12 protein-coding genes are annotated in these 16,594 nt (G+C 70.3%); 10 read left to right on the forward strand and 2 right to left on the reverse strand.

The features are described 5' to 3' along the window. Window positions 1-65: 65 nt before the first annotated feature. Window positions 66-1,595 (forward strand): MDR family MFS transporter, encoded by a 1,530-nt coding sequence (locus LUM46_RS13845; protein ID WP_274994633.1) that lies wholly within the window; start codon window positions 66-68, stop codon window positions 1,593-1,595. Window positions 1,596-1,687: 92 nt separating this feature from the next. Here the strand turns inward: LUM46_RS13845 and LUM46_RS13850 are convergent, their stop codons facing one another. Then, window positions 1,688-3,001 carry an SMI1/KNR4 family protein gene (locus LUM46_RS13850; protein WP_274994634.1) on the reverse strand — a complete coding sequence of 438 codons (1,314 nt, stop codon included), beginning with the start codon at window positions 2,999-3,001 and terminating at the stop codon, window positions 1,688-1,690. A gap of 61 nt (window positions 3,002-3,062) precedes the next feature. On the opposite strand from LUM46_RS13850, the gene LUM46_RS13855 reads away from it, so the two are divergent. Beyond that, window positions 3,063-4,013, forward strand: coding sequence for a ribose-phosphate diphosphokinase (locus LUM46_RS13855; RefSeq protein ID WP_274994636.1), 951 nt, complete (start codon window positions 3,063-3,065; stop codon window positions 4,011-4,013). Here LUM46_RS13855 and LUM46_RS13860 read toward each other — a convergent pair whose 3' ends face one another. Next, window positions 4,014-5,465, reverse strand: a complete 1,452-nt coding sequence (locus LUM46_RS13860; protein WP_274994637.1) for a CCA tRNA nucleotidyltransferase — start codon at window positions 5,463-5,465, stop codon at window positions 4,014-4,016. It abuts the gene before it with no gap. 153 nt (window positions 5,466-5,618) lie between these two features. On the opposite strand from LUM46_RS13860, the gene LUM46_RS13865 reads away from it, so the two are divergent. The 8 genes from LUM46_RS13865 (at window position 5,619) to LUM46_RS13900 (ending at window position 16,563) form a co-directional block, all read left to right on the forward strand. Next, window positions 5,619-6,251, forward strand: coding sequence for an NUDIX hydrolase (locus tag LUM46_RS13865; protein ID WP_274994638.1), 633 nt, complete (start codon window positions 5,619-5,621; stop codon window positions 6,249-6,251). Then, entirely contained in the window at window positions 6,248-8,494 is a 2,247-nt protein-coding gene (locus LUM46_RS13870) for a DUF6049 family protein (protein WP_274994639.1), read from the forward strand. Before LUM46_RS13865 ends, LUM46_RS13870 begins: the two co-directional genes overlap by 4 nt. A gap of 84 nt (window positions 8,495-8,578) precedes the next feature. Then, complete coding sequence (gene murJ / locus LUM46_RS13875) at window positions 8,579-10,291, forward strand: murein biosynthesis integral membrane protein MurJ (RefSeq protein WP_274994640.1); 1,713 nt, start codon at window positions 8,579-8,581, stop codon at window positions 10,289-10,291. 165 nt (window positions 10,292-10,456) lie between these two features. Next, a complete protein-coding gene (locus tag LUM46_RS13880) occupies window positions 10,457-12,334 on the forward strand; it encodes a hypothetical protein (protein WP_274994641.1) in 1,878 nt (625 codons plus the stop codon). 219 nt (window positions 12,335-12,553) lie between these two features. Continuing rightward, window positions 12,554-13,549 carry a thioredoxin-disulfide reductase gene (trxB, locus tag LUM46_RS13885; RefSeq protein ID WP_274994644.1) on the forward strand — a complete coding sequence of 332 codons (996 nt, stop codon included), beginning with the start codon at window positions 12,554-12,556 and terminating at the stop codon, window positions 13,547-13,549. Between the two features lie 70 nt (window positions 13,550-13,619). Then, window positions 13,620-13,946, forward strand: a complete 327-nt coding sequence (trxA, locus tag LUM46_RS13890; RefSeq protein ID WP_274994645.1) for a thioredoxin — start codon at window positions 13,620-13,622, stop codon at window positions 13,944-13,946. A 164-nt stretch (window positions 13,947-14,110) separates the two neighbouring features. Continuing rightward, window positions 14,111-15,421, forward strand: coding sequence for an aminotransferase-like domain-containing protein (locus LUM46_RS13895; protein ID WP_445376105.1), 1,311 nt, complete (start codon window positions 14,111-14,113; stop codon window positions 15,419-15,421). Window positions 15,422-15,519: 98 nt separating this feature from the next. Continuing rightward, the gene (locus tag LUM46_RS13900; protein ID WP_274994647.1) at window positions 15,520-16,563 is read left to right on the forward strand and encodes a D-alanine--D-alanine ligase family protein; all 1,044 of its coding nucleotides are present in this window, start codon (window positions 15,520-15,522) and stop codon (window positions 16,561-16,563) included. The last annotated feature ends 31 nt before the right edge of the window (window positions 16,564-16,594 follow it).

The raw sequence follows: 16,594 nt of genomic DNA on the forward strand, positions 1-16,594 counted from the left end.
CGTAGGTCGCGTGCAATGTCGCTCTCGATCTCGGCCCGCGCGCACCGTACCGAGAGGGCAAGCCCATGAGTACCGACATCATCGATACATCCGACCACGTGAACGATCCACCGCACACCCCGGCCACATCGGCCGGCGCACCGAGTGGCGCCCCGGCTCCGACACGCACCGACAAGCTCGGCCCGGGGCACTTCCGCGTCATCGCGCTGCTCATGGCGAGCGCGTTCACCGTGATCCTCAACGAGACGACCATGTCGGTGGCGCTGCCGCCCATCATGGCCGACCTGCAGGTCACGGAGTCGACAGGCCAGTGGCTCACCACGGCGTTCATGCTGACGATGGCCGTGGTCATCCCCGCGACCGGATTCCTCATCAACCGGCTGGGCACCCGTGGTGCCTACCTGCTGGCGATGTCGCTCTTCACCGCGGGCACCGCGCTGGCGATGGTCGCTCCGGGCTTCGCGCTCCTCGTGACCGGCCGCGTGGTGCAGGCGACCGGGACGGCGATCATGCTGCCGCTGCTCATGACGACCATCATGAGCATCGTTCCGGCGCACATGCGCGGACGAGTCATGGGCAACGTGACGCTCGTGATCGCGCTGGCGCCGGCGCTCGGCCCGACCCTGTCGGGAATCGTCCTCGAGCCGCTGGGCTGGCGTGGCGTGTTCGGCGTCGTGCTGCCGATCTCGGTGCTCGCCCTGACCGCCGGCATCCTGTGGATCCGCGACGTGTCCGACCGCGAGACGATGCACCTGGACCCGCTCTCCCTGCTGCTCGCGCTCGTCGCCTTCGGCGGCTTGGTATGGGGTCTGTCGGGCCTGGGTGAGGCAGCGGAGACCGCCGCGCTGATCAACCCGTGGATCCCGCTCGGTGTCGGCATCGCGGTGCTCGGTCTGTTCGTGTGGCGCCAGATCGTGCGGCAGCGCACCGAGTCCGCGCTGCTCGACCTGCGCACGTTCCTCCAGTCCAACTTCCGCCTGGCGGTCGTCATCATGGCGATCTCCATGATGGCGATGTTCGGCACCATGATCGTGCTGCCGCTCGTCCTGCAGAACGCGGTGGGGATGGAGCCGCTGACCGTCGGTCTGCTCATGCTGCCCGGCGGTGTGGCGATGGGCCTGCTGGGCCCGGTCGTCGGACGGTGGTACGACCGGTTCGGCCCGCGGCCGATCATGATCCCCGGCACGGCGATGGTCACCGTGGCGATCGGAGCGTTCGCGTTCCTGACGCCCACGACGCCGCTGTACTACATCCTCGGCGCGCACATCCTGCTGATGATCGGGCTGGCCTCGGTGTTCACGCCCCTGTTCAGTGCGGCGCTCGGGGTGCTCGAGCCGCACCTGTACTCGCACGGCTCGGCGACGATCAGCACGGTGCAGCAGGTGGCGGGCGCAGCCGGTGTCGCGCTGTTCATCGCGATCATGACGATCCGGCGGACCGCCCTGGAAGACTCCGGGATACCCACCCCGGAGGCCATGGCCAGCGGTGCGGGCCTGGCCTTCGGCATCGGCGCCCTCCTGATGGCAGCGACCATCGGGGTGGCGGCGATGATCAAGCGCCCGGAGAGCGACGGCGAGTTCAGCGGCGGTCACTGACCTGAGCGGGCCGGAGCCGCGGGCATGAAGAGGGCGGGGACCCGGGACAGGGTCCTCGCCTTCTTCGCGCCCTCGTTCCTCGGCCTGGTGCGCTACCGGTCGAAGATCCGGTCGAGGAGACCCTTGGCCTCGGGACGGGTCACGCGCGTGACCGCTATCGGATCCAGGCCGTACAGGTCGAGCAGCCGGTTCGCTACGGAGACCGTCTCGGCAGGCGCGGGCGGGCGAGCTGGATCGGGCACCAGTCCGGCGGCCTTGAGCGTGTCCGGAACGGTCCCGGCGTCGAGTCGCTCCGCCCATCCGGCGGGATCCAGGGCGAGGAACTCGGCGGGTCGGTCGGGCTCCTCTCCCTGATCGGAAGCGGCCCGCTGGTCGACCCCGGTCCGCTGGTCGGACCCGTCGAGACCTGGTTCCACGAGGTTCGGCCCCTGCTCCGGCTGCCCCGAGCTACCCTCCCGCCCGACGAGCAGCGCGGCCAGGCTCTCCGACCGGTACACCGCCCCGGCCCGCATCTCGTGGTCGAGCAGCACCACCTGTCCCACGTACCCGCTCGCCCCCGGTGCGAGATCGGCGGCGTAGACGTTCCCCGCGCCGTCGGTCCCCACGGGGAACCAGAGCGACGAGCCGATCGCCGCTTGCACCCGGCCGGACGGGTCCTCCGGGGCGAACGTGTCGGCGTCGGCGGTCCAGGTGCTGAAGCGGGCGGCCGGGAGGAACGCCTCCCGGAGGAAGCTCCCACGCAGCGGGACGATCTCGAACCCACCGAACCCGCCCTCCTCGGGCGCGAGCCGCAGGTTGCCGGAGCCGGCCGTCGCGTACAGCGCGCGCACCTCGTCCGGCAGGTGCGTCCCCCCGGACAGGTCCGCTTCAGCGGCGGCGATCTCGTCGGGTGTCGCGCCGGCGGCGTCGGGCATCCGCTCCGCGACGACGCGCGCGACCGCGTCCGGGTCGGCCGACGGCGCGACGGTGGCGCCCGACGCCGGCACGATCGTCGCCAGGTGCTGCGCCGGCAGTGCTCCAGGCTCCAGCACCACCTCGAGCACCGGGGTGACCGGCCCCGGGACCACGGCGGGCGGCAGCGCGAAGAGCTCCACCACGTCGTCCTCGGGGCGAGCCGCGGCAACGACCCGCACGTGCTGCTCGGTGTCCGGCGTGAGCTCTGCGATCTCGCGCAGCGCGTCGTCGAGCTCGGCCTTCGGCCCGGCGCCACCGGTCCGGGCGGCCTCACGGGCGAGCGCGCGGTAGTGGTCACGGCGGGCGCCGGCGTCACCGTCGTCCAGGTAGGTGCCCTGCCACGCGCCGCGGCCGACCGTGCCCACGAACTCGCTGACGTCCGTCCCGGGTGACGCGGAGCGGCGGAGGGCGTCGACGAACGGGTCCCAGGTCTGCCAGTCGGTGAGGCTCACCCACCACATGATGCCGTCTCGTGCCTAGGCGCGTCGGCTCGGCGTTCCGTAGACTTCCGCCATGGCCGAGGTGCGGGTCTTTGCGGGTACCGGGGGTCAGCGCTTCGCTCACGAGATGTGCGCTGATCTCGACGTTCCGCTGAGCCCGATCAAGATCCAGCGCTTCGCGAACGACTGCCTGCAGGTCCAGCTGCTCGAGAACTGCCGCGAGCGCGACGTCTACCTCGTCCAGTCGGTGGTGCGTCCCGCGCAGGAGAGCCTGATGGAGCTCCTGCTGATGATCGACGCCGCCAAGGGTGCCTCGGCGGCGCGGATCACCGCCGTCATGCCGCACTTCGCCTATGCCCGGTCGGACAAGAAGGACGCGCCGCGGATCTCGCTCGGTGGTCGTCTCGTCGCGGACCTCCTGCAGACGGCGGGGGTGAACCGCATCCTCACGATGACGCTGCACGCACCGCAGGTGCACGCGTTCTTCCGGGTGCCGACCGATCAGCTCAACGCGCTCCGTGAGCTGGCGGCCCACTTTCTGCCGAGCGACCTGTCGAAGGCCACCGTGGTATCCCCCGACCTCGGCAATGCGAAGAGCGCGTCCGCCTTCGCCAAGATGCTCGGTGTGCCCGTCGCGGCGGCCGCCAAGGAACGGTTCGACGGCGACCGGGTCGAGATCACGTCCCTGATCGGCGATGTCACCGGTCGCGACATCATCGTGCTCGACGACGAGATCGCCAACGGGTCGACGATCATCGCCATCCTCGACCTGCTGCGTGAGCACGGCGCGCGCACGGTCCGGATCGCCTGCACGCACGGCATCTTCGCGAACGACGCGGTCCACCGGATCGCTGCGGACCCCGACGTGGTCGAGATCGTCACGACGAACACCGTGCCGTCGACCGGGCTCCTGGTGCACGACAAGCTGACGGTGATCAGCGTGGCGTCGGCATTCGCGGAAGCGGTGCGGCGGATCCACAGCGGCGAGTCGGTCAGCGCCCTCTTCGACCCGACCCACGTCTAGCTACCCCGTGGCTGCCGATCGCTCCGCCCACCACTTCTTGAGCTCTTCCGTCGCCGCGTCCTCGCCCAGCGGGCCGCGCTCCATGCGCAGGCCCAGCAGGTACTTGTAGGCCTCCCCGACCTCGCGCGACGGCGAGATCCCGAGGATCTCCATGATCTGCGTGCCGTCCAGGTCGGGACGGATCGCGTCGATCTCCTCCTGCTCGCGCAGTGCGGAGATCCGGTCCTCGAGGTCCGTGTACGCGTCGGACAGCCGCTTGGCCTTCCGCTTGTTCCGAGTCGTCGAGTCGGCGCGGGTGAGGCGGTGCAGGCGCTCGAGGAGCGGGCCGGCGTCGGTCACGTAGCGGCGGACCGCCGAGTCGGTCCACGCGCCGTCGCCGTACCCGTGGAACCGCAGGTGCAGCTCGACGAGCCGCGACACGTCCTTGACCACGTGCTTCTCGAACTTGAGCGCCTTGAGCCGCTTCGCGGTGAGCTTGGCCCCGACGACCTCGTGGTGGTGAAAGCTCACGCCGCCGCCAGGCTCGAAGCGCCGCGTGGCCGGCTTGCCGATGTCGTGCAGCAGCGAGGCCAGGCGCAGCACCAGATCCGGTGCCGGCACCGCGCCGTCGGGCCCGGTCTCCTGGGCGATCGCCTGCTCCAGCACGGTGAGCGAGTGCTGGTAGACGTCCTTGTGCCGGTGGTGCTCGTCGATCTCGAGCTGGAGCGCGGGCAGCTCGGGCAGCACGTGCTCGGCGAGCCCGGTGTCGACCAGCACCTCGAGACCCGCACGCGGGTTGTCGCTCAGGATCAGCTTGGTGATCTCCGCCTGCACACGCTCCGCGGACACGATCTCGATCCGCTCGACCATGGCGACCAGTGCTGCGAGGGTCCCTGGTTCCACGTGAAACGACAGCTGGGCGGCGAACCGTGCGGCACGCATCATGCGCAGCGGGTCGTCGTCGAAAGAACGCTCGGGCGCGATGGGGGTCCGCAGCAGGCCGGCCGCGAGGTCGCTCAGACCGTTGAACGGGTCCACGAAGGTCAGGTCGGGCACGCGCACGGCCATCGCGTTCACCGTGAAGTCACGGCGTGACAGGTCGCCGTCGAGCGAGTCGCCGAACGCGACGAGCGGCTTGCGGGAGGCCGGGTCGTACTTGTCGGTCCGGTACGTCGTGACCTCGACCACGACGTCCCCGCGCCGCGCTCCGATGGTGCCGAACTCTCTGCCGATGTCCCAGTTCGCGTCACCCCAGCGCGCGAGGATCTTCTGCGTCTGGCTCGGCGACGCCGACGTCGCGAAGTCGAGGTCGTTGCTCGCACGGCCCAGGAACGCGTCCCGGACCGGCCCGCCGACCAGCGAGAGCTCGTGCCCCGCGGCACGGAACTGGTCGCCCAGCTCGAGCGCGGCGGGTGCCATCTCGGTCAGCACGCCGAGCGCGCGCCGCAACAGATCCTGCTCAGGGGTAGACACAGCCCAAGATTCTCCCAGACGTGACCCCGCAACACGCACCGCAGGATCACTCGCATCGGCAAGGACCGTCCTGCGGCCCGAACCTGCGCCCGAAACCGGCCGCACCCCCCTCTCCTGACCAGACCCACGGTGCTCAGTCGGTAGTGTTGGGGCATGTCCACCCCTGTTCCGGCGAGCGACCGTCCTGGCGGTCGTCCGGAGGTGCCCCCGCCACCCGGCGGAGCGCCCTTGCGGGTGAATCCTGCCCGACGCGCGGCCGTGAGCAGCCCGGCGCACCTGCCCATCGTGGACGAGACGTCCGCCGGTGGACTGGTGCTGCGGGGCGGGTCCGAGCGCCCCGAGGGCTTCAGTGCGGCAGTGCTGCTGCGTCGGAACCGCACGGGCCGCCTGGAATGGTGCCTGCCGAAGGGGCACCTCGAGGGCCGGGAGACACCGCAGGAGGCAGCGATCCGAGAGATCCGCGAGGAGACCGGTATTCGCGGTTCCATCCAGGCGGAGCTCGGCGTGATCGACTACTGGTTCACCGGTGAGGACCGGCGAGTCCACAAGGTGGTGCACCATTACCTCTTGCGCGCGGAGGGCGGTCGCCTGACCGTGGAGGACGATCCGGACGGCGAAGCCGAGGACGCTCTCTGGGTCAGGGTCGACGAGCTCGCTGAGCGCCTGTCGTACCCGAACGAGCAGCGGCTGGCAGTCGCCGCCCTGGATCTCCTCGAGTCGTCGAGGACCCTCCGGGACGCGCTGCGTGCCGACGCCTTCCCCACGGAGCACCCCGAACTGCCATGACGCAGCACCCCGACCTCTCCCGCAGTTCCGTCCCCCGCAGGGCTGCCCACCGCACCGGCACGATCGGCGCCGTACTGCTGGCGACCGTGCTGCTTGTCGGGCCGGCCATCGTCCCGGCGGCAGCCACCGTTCCGGCAACAGCCACCGTTCCGACGTCGGTCCCCGCGAGCAACGGCGTCCCCGCGGCGCCGTCCGACCAGGGGACGCTCGACGTCTCGATCACCGAGATCTCGCACCCGACGGCGGTGCAGGGTGATGAGGTGACCGTCCGGGCCAGGATCACGAACGGCACCGGCACGGTGGTATCCGGCGCGAACGCCAGCATGACCGTCGACTTCGCAGCGCTCACGACCCGCTCGCAGGTCGCTGAGTGGGCCTCGGCCGACCTGCTCGACCCGACCCGCGGCAACCCCACCACCAAGCCGGTCGGGCGTCTGGCCCCTGGTGCGTCCAAGAACGTCTCGTTCACCTATGACCCGGGCGCCGCGGTACTGCAGGGATTCGGGCCCCGCCGGCTCGCGATCAGCGTCGACGACGTCACCGGTCGCCTGGGTATCGCCCGCTCGTTCCTGCTGTACGACGCCGAGGACGCGGGCTACCCCGAGCGCGTGCCCATGCAGCTCAGCATCCTCGCAGGGATCACCGGTCCCGCCACCGATCCGGCCGACCAGAGCACGACCGACATCGAGCTCGCACAGCTGGCCGCCGCCGGCCAGCGGCTGGACGGCGTGGTGGAGGTCGCGGAACGCAGCACGCTGTCGCTCGCCGTCGATCCCGCGGTGATGGCGGTGGCCGCGGCGTCGAACGACTCCGCACTCACCGCCTGGTCCGAACGTCTGCTCGCCGCCGCGGAGGACACGACCACCTACACGCTTCCCGACCGTGACCCCGACCTCGCCGCGCTCGCGCACGCGAACGTGCGCACCACCGGCTCGCGCAGCTTCCTCCATGCTCCCCGCCCGGGCAACTGGCCGATCCCGGAGAGCTGGCGACCGGGCCTCGCGTGGCCGGCCGACGGCGTCGTGCCGGACCTCGAGACCCTCGGGCTCGCCGTGGCCGCGGGCCGGACGAACGTCCTGGTCAGCCGTGGGCTGGGCGAGCAGACCGGCACGGCGACCGGTCGAGCCGACGTCGCGACCCCGTCGGGCACGGCGCACGCCGCCGTCACGGACCCCATGCTGACGCGCGCCCTTCTCTCGGCCACGGACCTGTCACAGGCGGATGCCGCGACCACCGAGAGCGCCACGGACACGGATTCCGCCAGCACAGCCTCGACCACCGCCGAGGGAACGCAACGCCTTCTCGCGGAGACTGCTGCCGTCGTGAGCCAGTCACAGGGCGAGTCGCCGACCATGTCGGTCGTGATGCCGCGCACCTGGACCCCGGACGCCGAGGCCGCCACCACCATCCTGAAGGAGCTCGACAAGGCCGACTGGGTGCAGACGACGACCCTGGACGAGGTGTTCGCACAGGATGCGCCGGACGTCGTGCGCGAGCCTCTCCCGAACCGCCACGTGGCCAAGGCGGAGCTCTCCGCCGGTAAGGTCGCCGCACTCGAGCGCGCCCGGGACGCGGCGGTGACGTTCTCGTCCGTCGCCGTCGACAACCCTGGCCCGCTCTGGCGGCCGGTGGTCGCCCGCCTGGCCGTGCCGCTGGCCGTCGCGCAGCGTGCCGATCCCGGCATCCGGAACCAGCTCGTCCGGCGAGGTCTCGACGCCACCGACGAGCTCACACAGGAGTCGGTGACGGTCGTCCCCCGTCAGGACATCAACTTCATCACCGACGTCGGCAACATCCCGGTGCGCGTGCGCAACACGCTCGGTGTGGACGCCACGGTGACCGTCGTGCTGCGCCCCGACCACCCGCGGCTCACGGTCGACGACCGGGTCACCGAGACCGTCCCTGCCGGGCAGGAGCTCGACGTACAGGTACCGGTGCGCGCCATCGGATCGGGCGACGTCGACGTCACCGCGCAGATCCTCACACCGACCGGCGCCAAGATCACCGACGGCTCGTCGTTCCAGGTCCGCGTCCGCGCGGGCTGGGAAGAGGTGGGCACCTGGATCGCGGCCGGCCTCGTCGCGCTGCTGTTCCTGGCCGGCATCTGGCGCACCGTGCGTCGCGGACGCTCGCCGTACCGCGCCACCCGTGAGGACATCGAGGAGGCGACCGGGGCATCCGCGGAGGCGCCCGAGGCGATGTCCACGCCGGTGACGGACTCGGTGGGCGTCCGGGCAGAGTAGTGTTTCGGCCGCCGCACACGTCGGCCGCACAGTGCCGGGCGAGGCCCAGACCACGGGAGTAGTCGCTTGACCCAGGAGAACGCCGTGACCGCACCGACCGACCCAGCGTCGGACCCCAGCTCGGAGGCCGCGAGCGGTCCCGGCACGCCCGCCGCGGCACCGCCGTCCCGTGGGCTGGGGCGCAACTCGATAGTGATGGCGGCCGGAACGGCCGCCTCCCGCCTCGGCGGCCTCGTCCGCAACATGATGCTGGTGGCCGCCGTCGGCACGTTGGGCAGCGTCGCCATCGCGTTCGACGTCGCGAACAAGCTGCCCAACGTGCTCTTCGCGATCCTCGCGGGCGGTGCGCTGAACGCCGTCCTGGTGCCGCAGATCGTCAAGGCGTTCCGGGCGCACAACGCGCAGGAGCGGCTCGACAAGCTGCTCACCATCTCAGCAGTCGGCATCCTCGCCATCACCGCGCTCCTCACTGGCGCGTCGGCGTGGATCGTGATGCTCTACACGGACGGGTGGACCGCGGAGCAGCTGGCGCTCGGCACCGTGTTCGCCTACTGGTGCATCCCGCAGCTCTTCTTCTACGGCCTGTACACGCTGCTGGGCCAGGTGCTGAACGCCCGCGAGCAGTTCGGGCCGTTCATGTGGGCGCCAGTGGCCAACAACGTGGTCTCCGTCATCGGGTTCGGCATCTTCCTCGTGGTGTTCGGCAGCTCGACCGAGCTGTCCGAGTGGAACACCCCGCGCACCGTCCTGCTCGCGGGCACAGCCACCCTCGGGATCGCGGCGCAGGCCCTGGTGCTGCTGGTGCCGCTGTTCCGTTCAGGCTTCCGCTGGCACTTCCGCCTCGGCCTCCGAGGTATCGGCCTGCGTTCGGCCGGGTCGGTGGCCCTGTGGACGTTCGCCGCGGTGGTCCTGGAGCAGGCGGGCGTGCTCTACCTGACCCGCGTAGCGGCCGAGGCCGGTGCTACCAGCAACGATCTGGTGGCCGTCGCCGGCAACGCCTCCTACGCACAGGCACTCCTGATCTACCTGCTGCCTCACTCGCTCGTGACCGTCTCCATCGCCACCGCGCTGTTCACGGGCATCAGCAAGGCCGCCCAGGCGGGCGACACGGATCGTGTCCGTGACGACCTCTCCCTGGGTCTGCGCACGATCGGCGTCTTCACGGTGTTCGCCACCGCCGCCCTGGTCGTGCTGGCCGCTCCGGCCACGGCGTTCATCGTGCCGACGGCAGGCGAGGAGGGCACCGCCCTCATCGCGCCCGTGCTGGTCGCCCTCTCGTTCGGCCTGGTGCCGCTCGGCGCGATGGCCCTCATGAAGTGGGTCTACTACGCCTACGAGGACGGACGATCGGTCTTCTGGATCACCGTTCCGTCCACGCTCTCGCTGGTGGCCGGGCTGATCGCCGCACAGCTCTGGCTGCCGATCGAGACGTGGGTGATCGCCGCCGGTGGCGCCTACGCGCTGTCCAACTGGATCACCGTGCTCCTGCGCACCCGGGGCCTCAAGACCAAGCTCGGCGGGCGGCTCGACGGCGGCCGCGTGCTCGCGCTGCACGCCAAGACGCTCCTCGCGGCCGTTGTCTCCGCGCTGGCCGGATGGGGCGTGTACCAGCTGGTCGGCGGGTTCGACGCGCTCGTGTTCGGCAGCGGCTGGGTGCTGACGATGCTCAGCGGCCTGTGGGTGACGGCGCTCTGCGGCCTGGTCATGCTCCTCGTCTACGTGGTGCTGCTCCGCCTGTTCCGGGTGCGGGAGCTCGACCGCCTGCTCGGCCCGCTGCTGGCACGGTTCAAGCGCTGACCTGCTCCGCCGTCGTACCGAAAGCGCAGATCACTGATCTGCGCTTTCGTTGCGTCTCTGCGACATTTCGACGGGCTGTCGGCGGTTCCGCGTAGCATGGCGACGTTGCGCGGCCCGTGTTGTCGCGCACCTGTTACTGTCCCCCGAGCGAGCGAGGAGGTCCGCGTGAGCACCGTCGAGCCAGGCAGTGTGCTGGTCGAGAGGTACAGGCTCAGCCAGCAGGCGTCGACCGACCTTGCCGCGGCAACCGCCTGGGAGGCACACGACCTGATCCTGGACCGCGAGGTCCGCGTGACCCTCATGACCGGGCCTTATGCCGGCGATGCCCTGGACTCCGCCCGACGTGCCGCGCTCGTGACGGACCCTCGTCTGGTCCGGGTCCTCGACGCCGGGTCCGACGCCGACGGCCGTAAGTACGTCGTCACGGAACCGCACACCGGTACCACGCTGACCGAGATCGTCTCGAGCGGCCTGGTGGACGAGCAGCAGGCCCGGACCATCGTCGGCGAGGCCGCCTCCGCCCTCAGCGTGGCGCACGCACGCGGGGTGCACCACACCGCGCTCCGTCCCGAGGCCGTGCGGGTGGACGGCCACCAGGTCCGCGTCACCGGGCTCGGGCTCGACGGCGGTCTCGCCTCCGGCGAGACGCTCAACGTCCAGCCCGCGCAGCGCGACGCGCACGGGCTGGTGGCCCTGCTCTACTACGCGATGACGGCACGCTGGCCCGGTCAGGACCTCGAAGCCGACTGGATCGCGAAGGACACCCTGATCCCGCTGCCCGCGCAGCTCGACGAATCCGGCGCTGTGGCGCCGCTGTCCACGCTGGTTCCCCACGTGGACGCCGACATCGATGCTCTGGTGAGCCGGACGTTCGACGCGCCCGGCAACACCGACGGACCGATGAACCCCGACGACGTGACCACGGCTCTCCTGCCGTGGGGAGAGGTTTCCGTAGTGGCATCGCTGCCTGGATTTGTGCAGCCCGAGCCGGAGGGGCCGCGGCGGCAGTCCATCGCCGACGCTTTCGGCGGCGGCGAGGGCACACCGCCCGTACGACGCCCCGTCACCGGCCGGATCGCACGCAACGACGAGACGATGGCGACGGGAGCGGGCAACGTGCCCGCCGGCTATCCCGAGCCGCAGAACGAGTACACCTACGAGCCGCAGACCTACGGCGAGCACGGCCCTGTGCCGCCGCCTCCCCCGGGAGGCGCTGTCCCGGTGGGCTACGACCAGTTCGGCCAGCCGGTCGGTCAGGTCCCGCCCGGGTACGACCAGGCGCAGTACGCGCAGCAGGGCGCACCTCAGCAGTATCCGCCGCAGTACGCGCCGGGCGGCTACGACCCCAACTCCGGTTACTACGACCAGGACGGCGGGTTCGCCACCCAGCCCGCACCCAAGCGCGGCGGCGTCAATCCCACGCCGATCGTGCTCGGGCTCGTGGGTGTCGCCGTCGTGGCGGGCCTGATCTGGGCGATCAACGCCGTGCTCACGCCCCCGCCGGCGCTGATCGCCGAGGCTTCGCCGACGCCGACGGTGACGTCGTCTGCCGGTGGCGCCGGTGAGGGCGGTGAGGACGGTGAGGGCAGCGCGCCTCCGTCTCCCCCGGCGCAGACAGAGGCGCGGCCGGTGATCGACTCGGCAGGGCTCTTGGGCACTCTCGACTGGGAGGGCCAGACCATCGACCACCCCGAGAAGGTCGAGCTCGCGTACGACACCGACCCGGCCACGTTCTACTACACGACCACCTACCAGCAGGCCGCGTTCGGTGGCTTCAAGGACTCGCTCGGCATGGAGCTCAAGCTTCGGGAGCCGGCGTCGGTCACCAAGGTGGAGCTGCTGACCAACACCCCTGGCGGCAAGGTGCAGATCCTCAAGGGCGGCGAGGGCGGCGAGGTGCTCGCCGAGGGCACCTTCTCGAACACCACGACGTTCGAGCTGACCGAACCCGTGGTGAGCGACTCGTTCACGATCTGGATCACCGAGCTGCCGCAGGTGTCGGACGGCTTCCGGCTCGAGCTGAACGAGGTAGTGCTGAGCTGACCCGTCGTGGTCAGCCAGCAGGAGCAATCCAGAACGCCGGTGGGAACGAACACATGATGTCGATGGTTCGTTTCCCCGGCGTTCTGCGCGTCCGAGCACCTGGACCTATGACCCATCGAAGAAGTTCGATGTGCTGTGGTGAGGTTCACGCTCGGTACCGCGCCCCAGGTGACCTGGCCTGGAACACTAGGACGCGGTCACGTGTTATGGCGTGTGCCCATGGAACTCGAGGAGAACACCTTGACCGAACAGACCACCGCTCCGGCTGCCGGGACCACCGACGCCCCCGTGCTCGACGTCGTCATCGTGGGGTCCGGCCCTGCGGGATATACCGCAGCCATCTACGCGGCGCGCGCAGGCTTCGCGCCGGTCGTCATCGCGGGCTCGGTCACTGCCGGTGGCGCACTGATGAACACCACCGAGGTGGAGAACTTCCCCGGCTTCCCCACCGGGATCCAGGGTCCCGACATGATGGAGGCCATGCGTGAGCAGGCCGAGAGGTTCGGTGCCCAGGTCATCTGGGACGACGCCGAGCAGGTCGAGCTGACCGGCGACATCAAGACCATCGTGACCGGTGGTGGTGACACCTACCGCGCCCGCTCCGTCATCCTTGCTACGGGCTCCGCGTATCGGGAGCTGGGACTCTCGGACGAGAAGCGCCTCTCCGGGCGCGGCGTCTCGTGGTGCGCCACCTGCGACGGCTTCTTCTTCCGCGACCAGGACATCGCAGTGGTGGGAGGTGGCGACTCCGCGATGGAGGAGGCCACGTTCCTCACCCGGTTCGCGTCCAAGGTGACCGTCGTGCACCGCCGCGACGACCTGCGTGCCTCCAAGATCATGGCCGAGCGGGCCCTCGCGGACCCGAAGATCGAGTTCGCGTGGAACAGCGAGGTCGCCGGCATCACCGGCGAGAACAAGGTCTCGGGCATCAGCCTGCGTGACACGGTCACCGGCGAGATCCGTGACCTGGAAGCGACCGGCCTGTTCGTCGCGATCGGGCACGAGCCTCGCACGGACCTGGTCAAGGGCCAGGTCGAACTGGACGAGAACGGCTACATCCTCGTCGAGGGCCGCAGCACCCGCACGAACCTTCCCGGCGTCTTCGCCTGCGGCGACGCCGTCGACCACACCTACCGACAGGCGATCACGGCCGCCGGCTCGGGCTGCTCCGCGGCGCTCGACGCCCAGGCGTTCCTCGACTCGCTGAACGACTGATCTCCCAGCCGGCTTCCCACCGACCCGCCCCTCTCGGCCCTCTCGGGGGCCACGAACAAGGAGATGCTGGATGAGCACCATCAACGTCACCGACGACACCTTCAAGACCGAGGTCCTCGACTCTGACATTCCTGTCTTCGTCGACTTCTGGGCCACCTGGTGCGGTCCGTGCCGCATGGTCGCGCCGATCCTCGAGGAGCTCTCGGACGAGTACGAGGGCAAGATCAAGATCGTCAAGCTCGACACCGACGAGAACCGTCAGACCGCCATGGACTACGGCATCGTGTCGATCCCCACGCTCAACGTCTACAAGGGCGGTGAGGTCGTCAAGTCGATCATCGGCGCCCGTCCGAAGCGTGCGCTGACCGAGGAGATCGACGCGGTCCTCGCCGACTGACTCCCCCGCACATCGCTACGACAAGAGCGCGTACCCGTTCGCCTGATGACGTCATCAGGTAGAGCTCCGGGCACGCGCTCTTGTCGTTCCCAGCCGCGTCATCTCACCGTTTCGCCACGAACGGACTCCAGGCCGCACACCGGCCACATGCGAGACTGGGCCGCGTGAACGAGCTCCCCGTGACAGCCGGTAACCGCCTCGACCCGTGGTTCGGCTCGTATGCGGCGCGGGCGCACGGCATGCGGGCCTCCGAGATCCGAGCGCTCTTCTCGGTGGCGAACCGACCCGAAGTGGTCTCGCTCGCGGGTGGCATGCCATATCTCGAGGGCCTCCCGCTCGACGTCATCGCCGAGACCATGCAGCGGCTCATCCTCACCAAGGGGACCACCGCCCTGCAGTACGGCTCCGGTCAGGGCGAGGAGAGCCTGCGGGAGCACATCACCCAGGTCGTCGCCCTCGAGGGCGTCTCCGCCCACCCGGACGACGTGGTCGTCACCACCGGATCACAGTCCGCGCTCGACCTGGTGACCCGCATCTTCGTGGACCCCGGTGACGTGGTCATCGCCGAGGCGCCATCGTACGTCGGAGCACTCGGCGTCTTCAGGTCCTACCAGGCCGACGTCGTCCAGGTGCCGATCGACGCCGACGGTCTCGTCCCTGCCGAGCTCGACGCGGTCCTCACGCGCCTCGCGGCAGACGGCCGGCGCGTGAAGTTCCTGTACACCGTCCCGACGTTCCAGAACCCCGCTGGTGTCTCCCTGTCCGCCGAGCGCCGCCCGCAGGTGCTCGAGATCTGCCGTCGGCACGGAGTGCTCGTCGTCGAGGACAACCCGTACGGCCTGCTCGGCTTCGACGAGGAGCCGATGCCCGCGCTCCGCTCCTACGACACGGACGGCGTGCTCTACCTCGGCTCGTTCTCCAAGACGTTCGCCCCCGGCTACCGCGTCGGCTTCGTGATCGCGCCGCACGCCGTGCGGGACAAGCTCGTGCTGGCGAGCGAGTCGGCGGTCCTGTCGCCGTCGAACGCCTCACAGCTCGCCGTCGCGACCTATCTCGAGACGTGCGACTGGAAGGCGCAGATCAAGGCCTACCGGGAGCTGTACCGCGAGCGGCGTGACGCGCTGGTGGGCGCACTCGGCGAACACCTGCCGCGTGCGTCGTGGAACGTGCCGAAGGGTGGGTTCTTCGTGTGGGTGCGGCTCCCTGACGGCCTCGACGCGCGCGCGATGCTCCCCCGCGCCGTCACCGCGCGCGTGGCGTACGTGCCCGGCACCGCTTTCTACTACGACGGCAGCGGCTCGGACCACATGCGCCTGTCGTTCTGCTTCCCGACTCCGGACCGGATCCGCGAGGGTGTGCGTCGGCTCGCCGGCGTCGTGAACGGCGAGTCCGAGCTGGTGGAGATCTTCGGCACCTCGGCACAGCCGGATCCCGACACGGACGACGTCGAAGGCCCTGCTCCAGACCTGGCGTGATCCGTTGCGCTCACGTCGGACGCGCAGGTCACCTCGGTGATCCACCCGTCTGGCACGATGACAGCTGACCCGTTGATCACTACCGAGTGAGTCTCCCGATGCCCAGTCCCGCCTCTGCCCCCTCCCCACCGGCGTCGTCCGGCACGCCCACGGGCTCGCCCGCTGCCCCTCCCCTGCGCGACGCCGCGGACCGGACCCCGCTGGTGGTCGTCCTCGCCGGCGGGCTGTCGCACGAGCGTGACGTGTCCCTTCGGTCGGGCCGACGCGTCGCTGAGGCACTGCGCTCCACCGGCCTGGAGGCCGTGCTGCACGACGTCGACGCAGATCTGCTGGCCTTTCTGCGCGATGCCCGGCCCGACGTCGTCTGGCCCCTGCTGCACGGCGCCTCCGGGGAGGACGGATCGGTGCGCGATGTGCTGGACATGCTCGGCCTGCCGTACGTGGGCACCGGTCCCCGCGCCAGCCGCGTGGTCTGGAACAAGCCGATCTCGAAGGCTGCGCTGCTCGACGCGGGTCTCTCGACACCTGATTACGTGACACTCCCCCAGAGCCTCTTCCGGGACCTCGGCGCGCAGCCGGTGCTCGACACGATCGTGCGGCGCCTCGGCCTCCCCCTGGTCGTGAAGCCGACGGAAGGCGGTTCTGCGCTCGGCGTCACCATGGTGAGCCGCGCCGAGGAGTTGCCGCGCGCGATGGTGGAGTGCTTCGCGTACGGCGAGACCGCCCTCATCGAACGCGCGGTCACCGGTGTCGAGCTGGCAGTCAGCGTGATCGACGGACCGCGCGGACCCGAGGCACTCCCCGCCGTGGAGATCGTCGCCGACGGCGGCTACGACTACGCAGCTCGCTACGTCGCCGGGGAGACCGAGTTCTTTGCACCCGCCCGCCTCACGGCGGAGCAGGCGGCCCAGGTGTCGGACGTCGCCGTGCGTGCTCACGTGGCTCTGCACCTGCGTCACCTCTCACGCACCGACCTGATCCTCGACGCCTCGGGCACCGCCCAGATCCTGGAGGTCAACGTAGCGCCAGGCATGACAGAGATGTCGCTCCTGCCCCAAGCGGTTGCGGCGAGCGGCCGTGACCTCGCGGCGCTGTACCGCACGGTCGTCGATACCGCGCTCGCACGGGCGCGACAGGGCTGACTTCTGTCACGCTGAACGGCATACGAACGGC

This window comes from Promicromonospora iranensis, from assembly GCF_028994805.1.
Lineage (GTDB): Bacteria > Actinomycetota > Actinomycetes > Actinomycetales > Cellulomonadaceae > Promicromonospora > Promicromonospora iranensis.

Excerpts from the sequence above, each read along its gene's own strand:
- LUM46_RS13845 (WP_274994633.1), top strand. The coding sequence starts at position 66 with ATGAGTACCGACATCATCGATACATCCGACCACGTGAACGATCCACCG.
- LUM46_RS13855 (WP_274994636.1), top strand. The coding sequence starts at position 3,063 with ATGGCCGAGGTGCGGGTCTTTGCGGGTACCGGGGGTCAGCGCTTCGCT.
- LUM46_RS13865 (WP_274994638.1), top strand. The coding sequence starts at position 5,619 with ATGTCCACCCCTGTTCCGGCGAGCGACCGTCCTGGCGGTCGTCCGGAG.
- LUM46_RS13870 (WP_274994639.1), top strand. The coding sequence starts at position 6,248 with ATGACGCAGCACCCCGACCTCTCCCGCAGTTCCGTCCCCCGCAGGGCT.
- trxB (WP_274994644.1), top strand. The coding sequence starts at position 12,554 with ATGGAACTCGAGGAGAACACCTTGACCGAACAGACCACCGCTCCGGCT.
- trxA (WP_274994645.1), top strand. The coding sequence starts at position 13,620 with ATGAGCACCATCAACGTCACCGACGACACCTTCAAGACCGAGGTCCTC.
- LUM46_RS13900 (WP_274994647.1), top strand. The coding sequence starts at position 15,520 with ATGCCCAGTCCCGCCTCTGCCCCCTCCCCACCGGCGTCGTCCGGCACG.